The following is a 13,091-nucleotide window of genomic DNA, read 5'->3' as shown; positions in this document are numbered from 1 at the left end:
TCAATGGGAAATCCAGCAAGAAAGATGTCTAAGTCTAAGAGAGATTCAAGAAGAGCACAAACTTACAAATTAAGTGCACCTACAATCGTAGCTTGTCCAAAGTGTCAAGAGATGAAGGTACCTCACAGAATATGTAAAAGTTGTGGAAGTTATGATGGTAAAACAATAATTTCAACTGATGCAGAATAATTAAGAAAGTCTTTGGACTTTCTTTTCTTTATATACAGAGAAAAAAGGGGTGAAGAGGAATGAAAATAGCAATTGATGCAATGGGTTCTGATAATTCACCAGGTGCAGAGGTTAAAGGTTGTATAGAGGCAATAAAGGAATTTTTAGATATTGAAATAGTCATGGTTGGAAAGATTCTAGAATTAGAGGCGGAACTTTCAAAATATGATTATGATAAAAGTAAAATAGTTATTGTTGATGCAACAGAGGTTATCTCACCTAATGAAGAGCCAGTAAGAGCTTTAAAGCAAAAAAAAGATTCAAGTTTAGTAAAAGCACTAAACTTAGTTAAAAGTGGAGAGTGTGATGCAGTTTTATCTGCTGGAAGCACAGGTGCATTTTTAGCTGGGTCTACTTTAATTGTAGGTAGAATAAAAGGGATTAAAAGACCAGCATTAGCACCAGTAATGCCAGGTAAGAATGGACCATTTATGATAATAGATGCAGGTGCTAATGTAGATTCGAAGGCTCCTTTTCTTATTCAATTTGCTAAAATGGGTGAAATTTATTTTAAAACGGTAATGGATGTTAAAAATCCTAAAGTTGGACTTATTAATATAGGTGCAGAAGAACATAAAGGAAATGAACTTACTAAAGAAGCACATCAACTTTTAAAAGCAGAGAGTGATATTAACTTTGTTGGAAATGTTGAGCCAAGAGATGTTTCAGTAGGAGATGTTCAAGTACTTGTATGTGATGGATTTGTTGGGAATACAGTTCTGAAAATGTATGAAGGAACTGCAAAAACAATATTATCAATGATTAAAGAAGAGATAATGAACTCATTTGTATCAAAAATAGGTGCTAAATTCCTTTCAGGAACTTTTAAGTCATTAAAGAAGAAGATGGATTATAAAGAGTATGGTGGTGCACCATTCCTTGGAGTAAATGGAATTTGTATTAAAGCACACGGCAGTTCTGATGCAAAAGCATTTAAAAATGCCGTAGGGCAAGCAAGAAGATTTTATAATAATGGACTTATAGAAAAGATAAAGTCTGAAATAGAAAAATAAAATAAATTTAATTAATTTATTTTAGTTGTAATATTGACGGATTTAAATATATATAATAATATCTATATAGGTTGATATAGGAGGTGAGTTTATGATATTTGATAAAGTTAAAGAAATTATAGCAGATAAATTATCAGTAGATGAGTCAAGTGTAACTATGGAATCAACATTTGTTGATGATTTAGGAGCAGATTCTTTAGATGTAGTTGAACTTATTATGTCACTTGAAGAAGAATTAGAGATGGAAATACCAGACGAAGACGCTGCTAATTTTGCAACAGTTGGAGACGTAGTTAAGTATATTGAGACACATAACGAAGACTAATCGAATCCCGCAGTAGCGGGATTTTGTTTATGATTTGTATAAGTATTAGGTTTATTCTTGAATTTGTTTTTTTGCAAACTGAAGAATAAACCTTGAGGAGTGGGGTTTAACGTGAAAGATTTAACAATAAAAGATTTAGAACAAAAGGTTGGTGTTGAGTTTATTAATAAAGGATTATTAATAACAGCACTTACACATAGTTCATTTGCAAATCAGTATAAAGATGTAAAATACAACGAAAGATTAGAATTTTTAGGAGATTCAGTTCTTCAATTAACAGTTACAGAGCATTTATATAATAATTATAAAGATAAATCAGAAGGAGAACTTACAAAAATAAGAGCACTTATTGTTTGCGAAAATTCACTTTATGAGATTGCTAAGGATATGAAACTTGGTAGAATAATTAGAATGAGTAAAGGTGAAGAACTAACTGGTGGAAGAGATAGAATATCCATTCAAGCTGACTGTGTAGAGGCTCTTATAGCAGCAATTTATTTAGATAAAGGAATTGAATTTGCTAAGGAATTTATATTAAAACACTTTAGTAGTGTAATAAGCAAAGCTATAAATGAAGAGATAATTTTAGATTTTAAAACAAGACTTCAAGAAGTTTTACAAAAAAATGGAGAAGTTGCTATCAATTATGAGCTTATAAGACATGAGGGACCACCTCATAGAAGATGTTTCTTTACACAAGTTAATATTAATGGAAATATAATGGGTCTAGGTGAAGGCTTTAGTAAGAAAGAAGCAGAACAAAATTCAGCAAAAGAGGCTTTAACAAAGGTGGAGAATAAAAAGTGGGAAAAAGACATTATATAATTCCTATATTTGTACCACATGAGGGATGCCCTCATGATTGTGCATTTTGTAATCAAGCTAGAATTACTGGTGAAGAAACAAATGAGATAACAGGACCTAAGTTTAAGCTAGAAAATGCTGTAAATGCTAAATTTGTAAAAGACACTATTGACGAATATATAGAAACAATAGTTAGAGAAGAAAATACTACTGTTGAAGTATCTTTCTTTGGTGGAACATTTACGGCAATTGATTTAACTAAGCAAAAAAGACTTTTATCTGTAGCAAAAGAGTATAAAGAAAAAGGTATTATAGATTATATAAGATTATCAACTAGACCAGATTATATTGATGATGATATATTAACTCATTTAAAGAGTTTTTCAGTAGATATAATTGAACTAGGAGTTCAGTCATTAGATGAAGAGGTTTTATTAAAATCAACAAGAGGTCATACAAGTGGTGACGTAGAGATAGCATCAAAACTTATAAAAGATTATGGTTTTACTCTAGGACATCAAATAATGCTTGGGCTTCCAAGTGATACAAAGGAAAAAGATATAGAAACTACAAAAAAATCTATATCTTTAAATCCAGATATAGCAAGAATATATCCAGCACTTACAATAAAAGATACAGCTATGGAATATATGTATAAGAATAATACATACGTTCCTTACACATTAGATGAGTGTGTTGATATTGCAAAAGCATGTTATAAGTTATATATAGAAGCTAGGGTGAATATCATAAGAGTTGGACTTCAGGCAACTGATAATATTGCTGAGGGTGAAGATATTGTAACAGGACCTTTCCATCCTGCATTTAGAGAGCTTGTTGAAGCTGATATTTTAAATGAAGAAATCTTAAAACTTATTAAAGCAAATAAAATAACAAGTGAGATTGTTATTGAAATAAGTAACAGAAGCATTTCAAAATTATATGCAGATAAAAAAAGATATTTTATCGATTTTAAAAATAAAGTTGATAACAATATACTTGTTAATGTTATAAAAGATATGGATAAGTCATTTATAAATATTAAAACAAATAATAAAGTATATAAAATTGATATAATATAAAGTGATAAGTTCTAGAGAAATCTAGGACTTATTTTTTTAATATTAATAGAAATAGAAAGGCACATATGATAAGATATTTCTATAGAGTTTTAAGGGGTGTACGAGATGAGAGTGGCTACGAGACGAAATATGGCAAGAGGGATTGCTATTGGAATAGTTTTAATAATGATATTGATGTTAATGGTAGAATTTGTGTAAAAAATCAGGAAGGAGGGGTCAATCTTAAAATTAAGGTTTAGATTGACTAGTTTTTATGTTTTTAAAATCTCTTGAAATAAGAGGCTTTAAGTCGTTTGCAGATAAAACGGAGTTAAGGTTTACTAAAGGAATAACAGCAATTGTAGGACCAAATGGTAGTGGTAAGAGTAATGTATCAGATGCTGTAAGATGGGTTTTAGGTGAACAAAGTGCTAAAACTTTAAGAGGATCAAAGATGGAAGATATCATCTTTACAGGTACTGAATACAGAAAAGCTATAGGAATTGCAAGTGTTTCTCTTACACTTGATAATAGTGATGAGAGTCTCCCAATAGACTTTAATGAAGTTAAAGTAACAAGACGTATATACAGATCAGGAGAGAGTGAATACCTTATAAATAACTCAACTTGTAGATTAAAAGATATTGTAAATCTATTTATGGATACAGGTATAGGAAAAGAAGGATACTCACTAATTGGTCAAGGGAAGATTGATGCGATTTTAAGTGGAAAATCAGATGATAGAAGAGCACTTTTAGAAGAAGCGGCAGGTATTGTAAAATATAAGTCAAGAAAAAGTGAGGCAGAGAGAAAGCTTAAAAATACAGCAGATAATTTAACTAGAATAAATGATATTGTATATACTTATGAGGAACGATTAGAACCTTTAGAAGAAGAAAAGAAAAAGGCTGAAAAATATTTAACTTTAGCAAGTGAGCTTAAAGAGAAAGATATTAATTTACTTGTAAACAATTTAATTAGTATAAATTCAAAGATAGAAGTAAAAGAAGATGAAATAAAAAAGATAGAAGAAATTAATATATTAGAAAAAGAAAAAAATAATAATGCTAGAGAAAGTTTAAAGAAATTAAAAGTAGATATAGAAAAGTTAGAAGTTGATAACCTTACGAAAAAAGAGGATTATTTAAGTAAAAAAGAAAGTATAGTAAATGCAAAGTCAGAGATTTTATTATTACAAGAAAGAATTAAAAATTTTGAGGGTACTATAAAGAAATCTAATGATGATATAGATTTTAATCTTAAGAAGAAAAATAATTTAAATAAAGAACTTATGATTATTATAGAAGAATTTGATAATCAGGAAAAAGGAATTCAATTTATAAAAAAAGAATTATCTGAAAAAGAAATTTTGAAAAGTGAAATCATTTCAACTTTACATAATAAAGAAGTAGAAATTAATAAGCTTAAAAACAAAGATATTGAAGCAACGAGAACAGAATCGAATTACTTTAATAGAAAGGCTATTTTAGAAAGTAAATTTTCAGATTTAACTGAAAATTTAGATGCTAATCATATAAAAATTTCAGGGATGGAAGCATCTTTAAATGTAAGTATAATAACAAAATTTAATTTAGATAATGAAATTTTAGAGGAAGAAAATAAAAAAACTTTTTTAATTTCAGGAAAAGTAGAAAAAGAGAATGATATTACTACAAAGAAAACTAAACTTATAGATTTTGAAAAGGGAATAACAAGGGAACTTTCAAATATTAGTAGATTGAGTGCGAATAGAGATATGTTGTCTAAGCTCGAAAAAGAATATGAGGGGTATAATGTGTCGGTAAAAAAATTAATGACACATATATCAAAAGGTTTTTTTGATGTTAAGAAGGAAGATTCAATTATTTTAGGTGAGCTTATAGATACGAAAAAAGGTTTTGAGACTGCAATTGAGATAAGTTTAGCAGGTGCTATATCTAATATTGTTACAAAAGATGAACATATAGCAAAACAAATGATAGAATATTTAAAGAAAAATAAGCTTGGTAGGGCAACTTTTTTACCATTATCTATAATTAAAGGTAAAAAAATAATAGTTGATAGTAACATAAAGCAATCTAAAGGTTATCTTGGAGTTGCAGCAGAACTTGTGAAGTTTGATGCTAAATATGAGCGTATTATAAATCATATACTTGGGAGAACGCTTATTTGTGAGAATATAGATTGTGCATTAGATATTGCTAAAAAAAGTAATTATAGATATAAGATTGTTACTCTTTTTGGAGAAATTATAAATTCTGGTGGTGCATTAACAGGTGGTAGTAGTTATCAAAAGAATATGGGTATTATATCTAGGAAAAAAGAGAGTGAGAGTCTTTTAGAAGAATTAAGTATAGCTAAAGAAAATTTAAATAACTTGAATTCTAAACAAGAAATCGAAACATCTACTTTTGAATTGAGTTTAAAAGATTTAAAAATATTAGAGAATGATATTCATAAAAAAGAACTTGATATTATAAATATAAAGAGTGAAGTAAAACGTCTTTTAGATGAGATGTTTAATTTGAAAACAGGAATTAAAAATATAACTAGTGAAGTTGAGTCTATAAAAAGCAAGTGTGTAAATATAACAACTGAATTAGAGGAACTTACAGGAGAATATTCTAAAGTTAAAGATGTTGGGTCAAATAATAAGGTTATAATAGATAAACTTTTAATTGAAGTTGAAGAACTTATTGCTAAAAAAGAGGATAAAGAGAAAGAAACTACTAGTTTAAAAGTTAAATTTGCAAGTGTAAAAGAAAATGCAGATGGAAAAAGTAAAAATATCCTTAGAATGAAAAATGAAGTTATAGATATAGAGATTTTTATAGAGAAAATAAATAAAATTAATGAAGAAACTCAGCTAGATATAAAGAAAAATACTGATAGGGTGATTGCTAAAAAGAGTTTTATAAATTTTGAGGAAGAAAAACTGTTAGGGTTAGAGGAAAAAAGTAAAGAGTTTGAAGCTTATAGAGCTAAAATAAAAGAAAAAATAAATAAGCTTGAAGGTATTATTGAGGAATTAACTCTAATTATTGCTAAAAAAGAAGAAGAACTTCACAGACATAAAATAATTTATACAAAGCATGAGAGTGATAAAAATAATTCATCACAGAAGCTTTTTGATGAGTATGATATAGATTCAAAAGAAGTGTTAGGTGAGTTTAAGGAAATAGAAGATATAGAAAAACATAAAGCTAGTATATATTTATTAAAGTCTAAGATAAATTCTTTAGGAAGTGTAAATGTAAATGCAGTTGAAGAATTTAAAGAACTATTAGAAAAATATAAGTTTTTAACTAGAGAGAGGGATGACCTTGAAAATGCTAGAAAAGAACTTATAGGAATTATTGAAGATATGACATCTAAAATGAAAGTTATTTTTAGACAAAACTTTAATATATTAAATAAAAATTTTGATAGTACATTTAAAGAATTATTTAAAGGGGGTAGTGCTACTCTTATACTAGATGACTTAGATGAGTTAAATAGTGATATAGAGATAAGAGTGCAACCACCAGGAAAAAAAATTCAAAATATTAATCTTATGTCAGGTGGAGAAAAAGTTTTATCTGCAATAGCCCTATTATTTGCTATACTTAGAATGAAGCCAACACCATTTTGTATATTAGATGAAATAGAAGCAGCACTTGATGATGCAAATGTTTCTAGATATGCAGAGTTCTTAAAACAGTTTGCGGATAATATACAATTTATTGTTATTACACATAGAAAAGGTACTATGGAAGTATCTGATATAATGTATGGTGTAACTATGGAAGAGAAAGGTATATCTAAAATAGTTTCAGTAGATTTAAATAAAAAATAATTTAAAGAGAAAAGGAGATAGATATATGTTTGGAGGACTATTTAGTAAATTAAAAGATGGTTTAAGCAAAACAAGAGATAATCTTACTGATAAGATTAATGAAACTCTAAAACTTGCGGTAGCTATTGATGATGATTTATATGATGAGCTTGAAGAGGCTCTTATAACATCAGATGTAGGTATGGAAACAACTGTAGCTATAATTGATAATTTAAAGAAAAAAATTAGAAAAGAAAGAATTAATGATGTAGGAATGGTAAAACCAGCGTTAAAAGAAGTTGTTGAAGAAATGCTTTTAGCAGGTTCACAGGAAAAGCCTTCAACAGATAGTAAAAAAGTTTTACTTATAATTGGTGTAAATGGGGTTGGAAAAACAACTTCAATAGGAAAACTTGCATCAAAGTACAAAGCAGATGGAAAAAAAGTTCTTTTAGCAGCAGCAGATACATTTAGAGCAGCAGCTATTGATCAGTTAAATGTTTGGAGTGAAAGATCAGGTGTTGATATAATTAAACATATGGAAGGTTCAGACCCAGCTGCAGTAGTATTTGATGCGGTAGCAGCTGCTAAAGCTAGGAATGTAGATATTTTAATTTGTGATACAGCAGGTAGACTTCATAATAAGAAAAATCTTATGGATGAACTTGCAAAAATAAATAGAATAATAGATAGAGAACTTGGAGATATAGAGAAAGAAACATTACTTGTTTTAGATGCTACAACAGGACAAAATGCTGTTATTCAAGCTAAACAATTTATGGAATCTTGCCCTATAGATGGAATAATACTCACAAAACTTGATGGGACTGCTAAGGGTGGAGTTGTAATTTCAATTAAAACTACATTAGATATCCCGGTAAGATATATTGGAGTTGGAGAAGGAATAGAAGATTTACAAGAGTTTGATGCTAAAGCTTTTGCGAGTGCATTACTATAAGAAAAATGAAATAAATTTAAAAAATTTTAGAGAAAATAAATTTAATAGTTCTTACAAATGTTATTATTACTTGATTTAGAAGAAAAAAATATCAAATAAGGTGTTAAGTAAAAATACTTGACACTACTTAAAAATTCTGATAATATATCATTTGTAAGTAAGGTGGTTATATGGAAGATAGATTTGAAATATCAATGTTATTAGACTATTATAGTTCCTTACTAACTGAGAAGCAGCTTAACATAATGAATCTTTATTACAATGAAGATTTGTCTTTAGCTGAAATAGCAGATTTAAATAAAACTAGCAGACAGGCAACTTTTGATTTGATAAAGAGATGTTCGAAGCAATTATCAGCTTATGAGGAAAAACTCAAACTATTAGATAAATACAGGCAAAGAGTGATTTTAAAAGAAAAGTTACTTGAAAAACTATCTGATAATAAATCTCTTAGTGAAGAGGAATTAAAAATCATTGATAGTAATATTGATGAGATTATAAACGCATAGGAGGATTCGGCATGGCTTTTGATAATTTAGCATCAAAATTACAAGATGCATTTAAGAAATTAAAGGGAAAAGGCAGACTGACTGAAAAAGATATAAAAGAAGCTATGAGGGAAGTTAAACTTGCTTTATTAGAAGCTGATGTAAACTTTAAGGTCGTGAAAGAGTTTATTAAAGTTGTTAGTGAGAAATGTGTTGGTGAAGATGTTCTTACGAGCTTGACACCAGGACAACAAGTAGTTAAGATAGTTAATGAAGAATTAACAAGTCTTATGGGTGAGTCTGAGAGTAAGCTTAATTATTCATCAAGTGGAATTACAGTATTAATGATGGTTGGACTTCAAGGTGCTGGTAAAACTACAATGACAGGAAAGCTTGCACTACACTTAAGAAAACAAAATAAAAAACCTTTGTTAGTAGCATGTGATATTTATAGACCGGCTGCGATTAAACAATTAGAGGTTGTAGGAAAGCAAATAGATATTCCGGTATTCTCAATGGGAGATAAAGTTGCAGCAGTAGAAATTGCTAAAGCTGGTATTGCTCATGCTAGAGAAAATGGAAATAATATTGTAATAATAGATACTGCAGGTAGACTTCATATAGATGAAGCTTTAATGCAAGAATTGAAAGATGTTAAAGAAATTGCAAATCCAAGCGAAATACTTCTTGTTGTTGACTCAATGACAGGACAGGATGCAGTTAATGTAGCACAAACGTTCAATGATAGTCTTGGTGTAACAGGAGTTATACTAACTAAACTTGATGGTGATACAAGAGGTGGAGCAGCACTTTCAATTAGAAAAGTAACTGATAAGCCAATTAAATTTGTTGGTATGGGTGAAAAGATGAGTGACATCGAAGTATTCCACCCAGACAGAATGGCTTCAAGAATTCTTGGAATGGGAGATGTATTATCTCTTATAGAAAAAGCACAAGAATCAATAGACCAAAAAGACGCTGAAGAGCTTGCAAAAAAGATGACGAATCAAGATTTTAATTTTGATGATTATCTTAAGGCAATGGAACAGATGAAAAAACTTGGTCCAATTACAAAATTAATGGAAATGATGCCTGGAGTTAATGCAAAAGAATTAGATGGACTAGATCTTTCAAATAGTGAGAAAGAAATGGATAAAGTTAAATCTATTATCTATTCAATGTCAGATAAAGAAAGAAAAAATCCAAACCTTTTAAATGGTTCTAATTCAAGAAAGAAAAGAATTGCAAAAGGATCAGGAACAACAATTCAAGATGTTAATAAGCTCATAAAAGGTCATGGAATGATGAAAAAACAGATGAAGCAATTCAAGTCACTTAGTAAAGGGGCTGGAAAGAAAGGTATGTTTGGTAAAATGCCGTTTATGAAGTAATATATAAATACATTATCTTTTAAAGGAGGTGAAATATACAATGGCAGTAAAAATAAGATTAAAAAGAATGGGTGCTCATAAATCACCTTTCTACAGAGTAGTTGTAGCTGATTCAAGAGCTCCTAGAGATGGTAAATTCATCGAAGAGATCGGATACTACAATCCAATCGCTAAACCTGAAGCAGACGTTAAAATTAACGCTGAGAAGGCAGCTAAATGGTTAGGAAATGGTGCTCAACCAACAGATGTTGTTAAGAGACTTTTCGCTAAAGCTGGAATCACTAAGTAATTTTCCAGGAGGTGAACTGCTAAGTTCTTTAGCAGACTATGAATATGGTAGAATTAGTTGAACTAATCACAAAATCATTAGTCGATTTTCCAGATGAAGTTGTAATAACTGAAGATAGAAAAGACGATAAGATTATACTAAAGCTTAAAGTATCAGAGTCTGATACTGGAAGAATCATAGGAAAACAAGGCAAAGTTGCCAAGGCGATAAGAACGGTTTTAAAAGCAGCTTCGCTAAAGGAAAACAAAAGAGTTGAATTGGATATTATATAAAAAAGAGTTAGGGTAACCTAGCTCTTTTTATACATATAAAAGAGGTGGAGGTTAAGATGATAGAATTTTTAAGAATAGGTCAAATAATTAATACTCATGGTGTAATGGGAGAAGTTAAAGTTATGCCTTTAACAGATGACATGAGCAGATTTAAGACATTAAAAGAAGTTTACTTAAACAAAAAAATAGTTAAAATAGAGAATGTTAAATTCTTAAAAGATAAAGTTGTATTAAAAATTGAGGGAATAGACTCAATGAATGAGGCTGAAAAGTATAAGTTTAAAAGACCATACCTTGAAGTTTCAAGAGAAGATGCAGTAGAGCTACCAGAAGATACTTTCTTTGTAACTGATTTATTAGGATGCATAGTAAAAGATACTAATAATTTTGTTTATGGTGAAATAGCAGATATAATTAAAACAGGAAGCAATGATGTTTACTGGGTAAAGGGCGCTAAAGAAATTTTAGTACCTGTAATGAAAGAATTTGTATATGAAATAAATATTGATGATAAATTTGTAGTCATTAGACCTTCAGGGGAATGGCAAGATGAAAATTAATATTTTAACACTTTTTCCAGATATGTTTAATATTTTTTCTCATAGTATTATGGGAAAGGCAAGTGATAAAGGTCTTTTAGATATAAAAGCTATAGATATAAGAGATTATACTTTGAATAAACATAAAAAAGTAGATGATACACCATATGGTGGTGGTGCAGGGATGGTTATGGCACCACAACCGGTTGTAGATACAATAAGAGCTATTAAAGAAGAAAATAAAGGTAAAGTTATATTTTTAGGGCCAAGAGGTGTAACTTTTAATCAAGAGCTTGCAAATGAGCTTGCAAATGAAGATGAATTAGTCTTTGTTTGTGGGCATTATGAGGGGATTGATGAGAGAGCCTATAAATATTTTGATATGGAGATATCACTTGGTGATTTTGTTCTAACTGGTGGTGAAATGGCGGCAATACCTGTCATAGATAGTATATGCAGATTAGTACCAGGAGTTTTAGGGAAAGAAGAGAGTTTTCAGGATGAATCTTTCTATGATGGAACTCTTGAGTATCCACAATATACAAGACCATTTGAATTTGAAGGTGATGCTGTACCTGAAATTTTAATTTCGGGCCATCATGAAAATATAAGAAAATGGAGAAGACAAAAATCTCTATTTATTACAAAAGAGAAAAGGCCAGATTTATTCAAAAAGTTAAGTTTATCAAAAGAAGACAATAAATTGTTAAAGAAATAAACAAAAATTTGTTGATTAGTATATAAACATATGATAGAATAAATTTTGTGCTAGTACGGGCGTTCCTCTGACATATATATATTTTGTTTAAGAGCGTCACATTATAGTTAATCAAGGAGGGAATGCACATGAACGAATTATTAAGATCAATAGAGCAAGAGCAAATCAGAACAGATTTAGCGGAATTCCATGTAGGAGATACTGTTAAGGTATACGTTAAAATCACAGAAGGTGAAAAAGAAAGAGTTCAAATGTTCGAAGGAACAGTTTTAAAAAGACAACACGGTGGAATAAGAGAAACTTTCACAGTTAGAAGAGTAGCTTCTGGTACTGGTGTTGAAAGAACTTTCCCAACTAACTCACCTTCAATCGATAGATTAGAAGTAGTTAGAAGAGGTAGAGTAAGAAGAGCTAGATTATTCTACTTAAGAGATAGAGTAGGAAAAGCTGCTAAAGTTAGAGAATTAAAAGTTAGACGTTAATCTAATTTTTCATAGAGAACAGGGGCTAGTAATAGCCCCGTTTTTTATTATACGGATAAATTTTTTTATAAATATATATAGTACAATTTGAAGGGAGAATTTCAAATGACAATACAATGGTTCCCAGGTCATATGGCCAGAACAAGAAGGAAAATAGAAGAGAGTTTAGCGCTTGTTGATGCTGTTATAGAAATAAGAGATGCTAGAATACCAAGAGCTTCTAAGAATCCAGAGATAGATAGGATTTGTGGAGATAAACCAAGACTTATATTACTTAATAAGAGTGATTTATCAAATCCTAATGTAACAAGAGCTTGGAAAAAAGCTTTAAATAATGAAACAACTATGGTTTTAGAGGTTAATGCTATAAATGGTAAAGGGCTACAAGATATAAAACCAGCACTTGATGAGTTATTAAAAGATAAGCATGATAGATTAAAAAGTAAAGGTCTTGTAAAGTTTACAACTAGAGCTATGGTTGTTGGAATTCCTAACGTTGGAAAATCAACATTTATTAATAAAATGGCAAAAAATAATATTGCAAAGACTGGTGATAGACCAGGACTTACGAAGAATAATCAATGGATAAAAACAAGTTATGATATAGACCTTTTAGATACTCCAGGAGTATTATGGCCTAAATTTGAGGATAAAGCAACAGGTTATAATTTAGCATTCACAGGTGCCATCAAAGATGAAATAATGGACA

Annotated in this window: 15 protein-coding genes; all 15 read left to right on the top strand. The window is 29.6% G+C overall.

The genetic code is table 11. The features are described from left to right. Nucleotides 1–3 precede the first annotated feature (3 nt). Nucleotides 4–189 (top strand): 50S ribosomal protein L32, encoded by a 186-nt coding sequence (gene rpmF / locus Q0V24_RS05625; protein ID WP_297519437.1) that lies wholly within the window; start codon nt 4–6, stop codon nt 187–189. 59 nt (nt 190–248) lie between these two features. Next, nucleotides 249–1,241 (top strand): phosphate acyltransferase PlsX, encoded by a 993-nt coding sequence (plsX, locus tag Q0V24_RS05620; RefSeq protein WP_297519435.1) that lies wholly within the window; start codon nt 249–251, stop codon nt 1,239–1,241. 94 nt (nt 1,242–1,335) lie between these two features. Next, nucleotides 1,336–1,566, top strand: a complete 231-nt coding sequence (gene acpP / locus Q0V24_RS05615) for an acyl carrier protein (RefSeq protein ID WP_297519575.1) — start codon at nt 1,336–1,338, stop codon at nt 1,564–1,566. Nucleotides 1,567–1,677: 111 nt separating this feature from the next. Beyond that, nucleotides 1,678–2,391 carry a ribonuclease III gene (gene rnc, locus Q0V24_RS05610; protein ID WP_297519433.1) on the top strand — a complete coding sequence of 238 codons (714 nt, stop codon included), beginning with the start codon at nt 1,678–1,680 and terminating at the stop codon, nt 2,389–2,391. Continuing rightward, nucleotides 2,370–3,452 carry a radical SAM protein gene (locus Q0V24_RS05605; RefSeq protein ID WP_297519431.1) on the top strand — a complete coding sequence of 361 codons (1,083 nt, stop codon included), beginning with the start codon at nt 2,370–2,372 and terminating at the stop codon, nt 3,450–3,452. Before rnc ends, Q0V24_RS05605 begins: the two co-directional genes overlap by 22 nt. A 253-nt stretch (nt 3,453–3,705) precedes the next feature. Continuing rightward, nucleotides 3,706–7,266, top strand: a complete 3,561-nt coding sequence (gene smc / locus Q0V24_RS05600) for a chromosome segregation protein SMC (protein WP_297519429.1) — start codon at nt 3,706–3,708, stop codon at nt 7,264–7,266. 25 nt (nt 7,267–7,291) lie between these two features. Beyond that, entirely contained in the window at nt 7,292–8,203 is a 912-nt protein-coding gene (gene ftsY, locus Q0V24_RS05595; protein ID WP_297519427.1) for a signal recognition particle-docking protein FtsY, read from the top strand. Between the two features lie 170 nt (nt 8,204–8,373). Then, nucleotides 8,374–8,712, top strand: a complete 339-nt coding sequence (locus Q0V24_RS05590; protein WP_297519425.1) for a putative DNA-binding protein — start codon at nt 8,374–8,376, stop codon at nt 8,710–8,712. Nucleotides 8,713–8,723: 11 nt separating this feature from the next. Beyond that, on the top strand, nt 8,724–10,082 hold the full coding sequence (gene ffh / locus Q0V24_RS05585; protein ID WP_297519423.1) for a signal recognition particle protein: 1,359 nt from the start codon (nt 8,724–8,726) through the stop codon (nt 10,080–10,082). A gap of 40 nt (nt 10,083–10,122) precedes the next feature. Beyond that, nucleotides 10,123–10,371, top strand: a complete 249-nt coding sequence (rpsP, locus tag Q0V24_RS05580; RefSeq protein ID WP_297519421.1) for a 30S ribosomal protein S16 — start codon at nt 10,123–10,125, stop codon at nt 10,369–10,371. A gap of 44 nt (nt 10,372–10,415) precedes the next feature. Further along, nucleotides 10,416–10,643: a KH domain-containing protein gene (locus tag Q0V24_RS05575; protein ID WP_297519419.1), complete on the top strand. Its 228-nt coding sequence runs from the start codon at nt 10,416–10,418 to the stop codon at nt 10,641–10,643. A 56-nt stretch (nt 10,644–10,699) separates the two neighbouring features. Beyond that, entirely contained in the window at nt 10,700–11,203 is a 504-nt protein-coding gene (gene rimM / locus Q0V24_RS05570) for a ribosome maturation factor RimM (protein WP_297519417.1), read from the top strand. Continuing rightward, the gene (gene trmD, locus Q0V24_RS05565; protein WP_297519415.1) at nt 11,193–11,900 is read left to right on the top strand and encodes a tRNA (guanosine(37)-N1)-methyltransferase TrmD; all 708 of its coding nucleotides are present in this window, start codon (nt 11,193–11,195) and stop codon (nt 11,898–11,900) included. Before rimM ends, trmD begins: the two co-directional genes overlap by 11 nt. A gap of 128 nt (nt 11,901–12,028) precedes the next feature. Further along, nucleotides 12,029–12,382 (top strand): 50S ribosomal protein L19, encoded by a 354-nt coding sequence (rplS, locus tag Q0V24_RS05560; protein WP_297519413.1) that lies wholly within the window; start codon nt 12,029–12,031, stop codon nt 12,380–12,382. A 105-nt stretch (nt 12,383–12,487) separates the two neighbouring features. Next, a partial coding sequence (gene ylqF / locus Q0V24_RS05555; protein WP_297519411.1) for a ribosome biogenesis GTPase YlqF occupies nt 12,488–13,091 on the top strand: 604 nt, incomplete at its 3' end.

This window comes from uncultured Clostridium sp. (assembly GCF_947039605.1).
Lineage (GTDB): Bacteria > Bacillota > Clostridia > Clostridiales > Clostridiaceae > Sarcina.
The sequence above is the reverse complement of the archived record's forward strand: the minus strand, read 5'-3'. Positions and strand labels throughout refer to the sequence as shown.

Bases quoted from the DNA above. Each gene is read 5' to 3' on its own strand.
- rpmF (WP_297519437.1), top strand. From the start codon at position 4: ATGGGAAATCCAGCAAGAAAGATGTCTAAGTCTAAGAGAGATTCAAGA.
- plsX (WP_297519435.1), top strand. From the start codon at position 249: ATGAAAATAGCAATTGATGCAATGGGTTCTGATAATTCACCAGGTGCA.
- smc (WP_297519429.1), top strand. From the start codon at position 3,706: ATGTTTTTAAAATCTCTTGAAATAAGAGGCTTTAAGTCGTTTGCAGAT.
- ftsY (WP_297519427.1), top strand. From the start codon at position 7,292: ATGTTTGGAGGACTATTTAGTAAATTAAAAGATGGTTTAAGCAAAACA.
- Q0V24_RS05590 (WP_297519425.1), top strand. From the start codon at position 8,374: ATGGAAGATAGATTTGAAATATCAATGTTATTAGACTATTATAGTTCC.
- ffh (WP_297519423.1), top strand. From the start codon at position 8,724: ATGGCTTTTGATAATTTAGCATCAAAATTACAAGATGCATTTAAGAAA.
- rpsP (WP_297519421.1), top strand. From the start codon at position 10,123: ATGGCAGTAAAAATAAGATTAAAAAGAATGGGTGCTCATAAATCACCT.
- Q0V24_RS05575 (WP_297519419.1), top strand. From the start codon at position 10,416: ATGGTAGAATTAGTTGAACTAATCACAAAATCATTAGTCGATTTTCCA.
- rimM (WP_297519417.1), top strand. From the start codon at position 10,700: ATGATAGAATTTTTAAGAATAGGTCAAATAATTAATACTCATGGTGTA.
- trmD (WP_297519415.1), top strand. From the start codon at position 11,193: ATGAAAATTAATATTTTAACACTTTTTCCAGATATGTTTAATATTTTT.
- rplS (WP_297519413.1), top strand. From the start codon at position 12,029: ATGAACGAATTATTAAGATCAATAGAGCAAGAGCAAATCAGAACAGAT.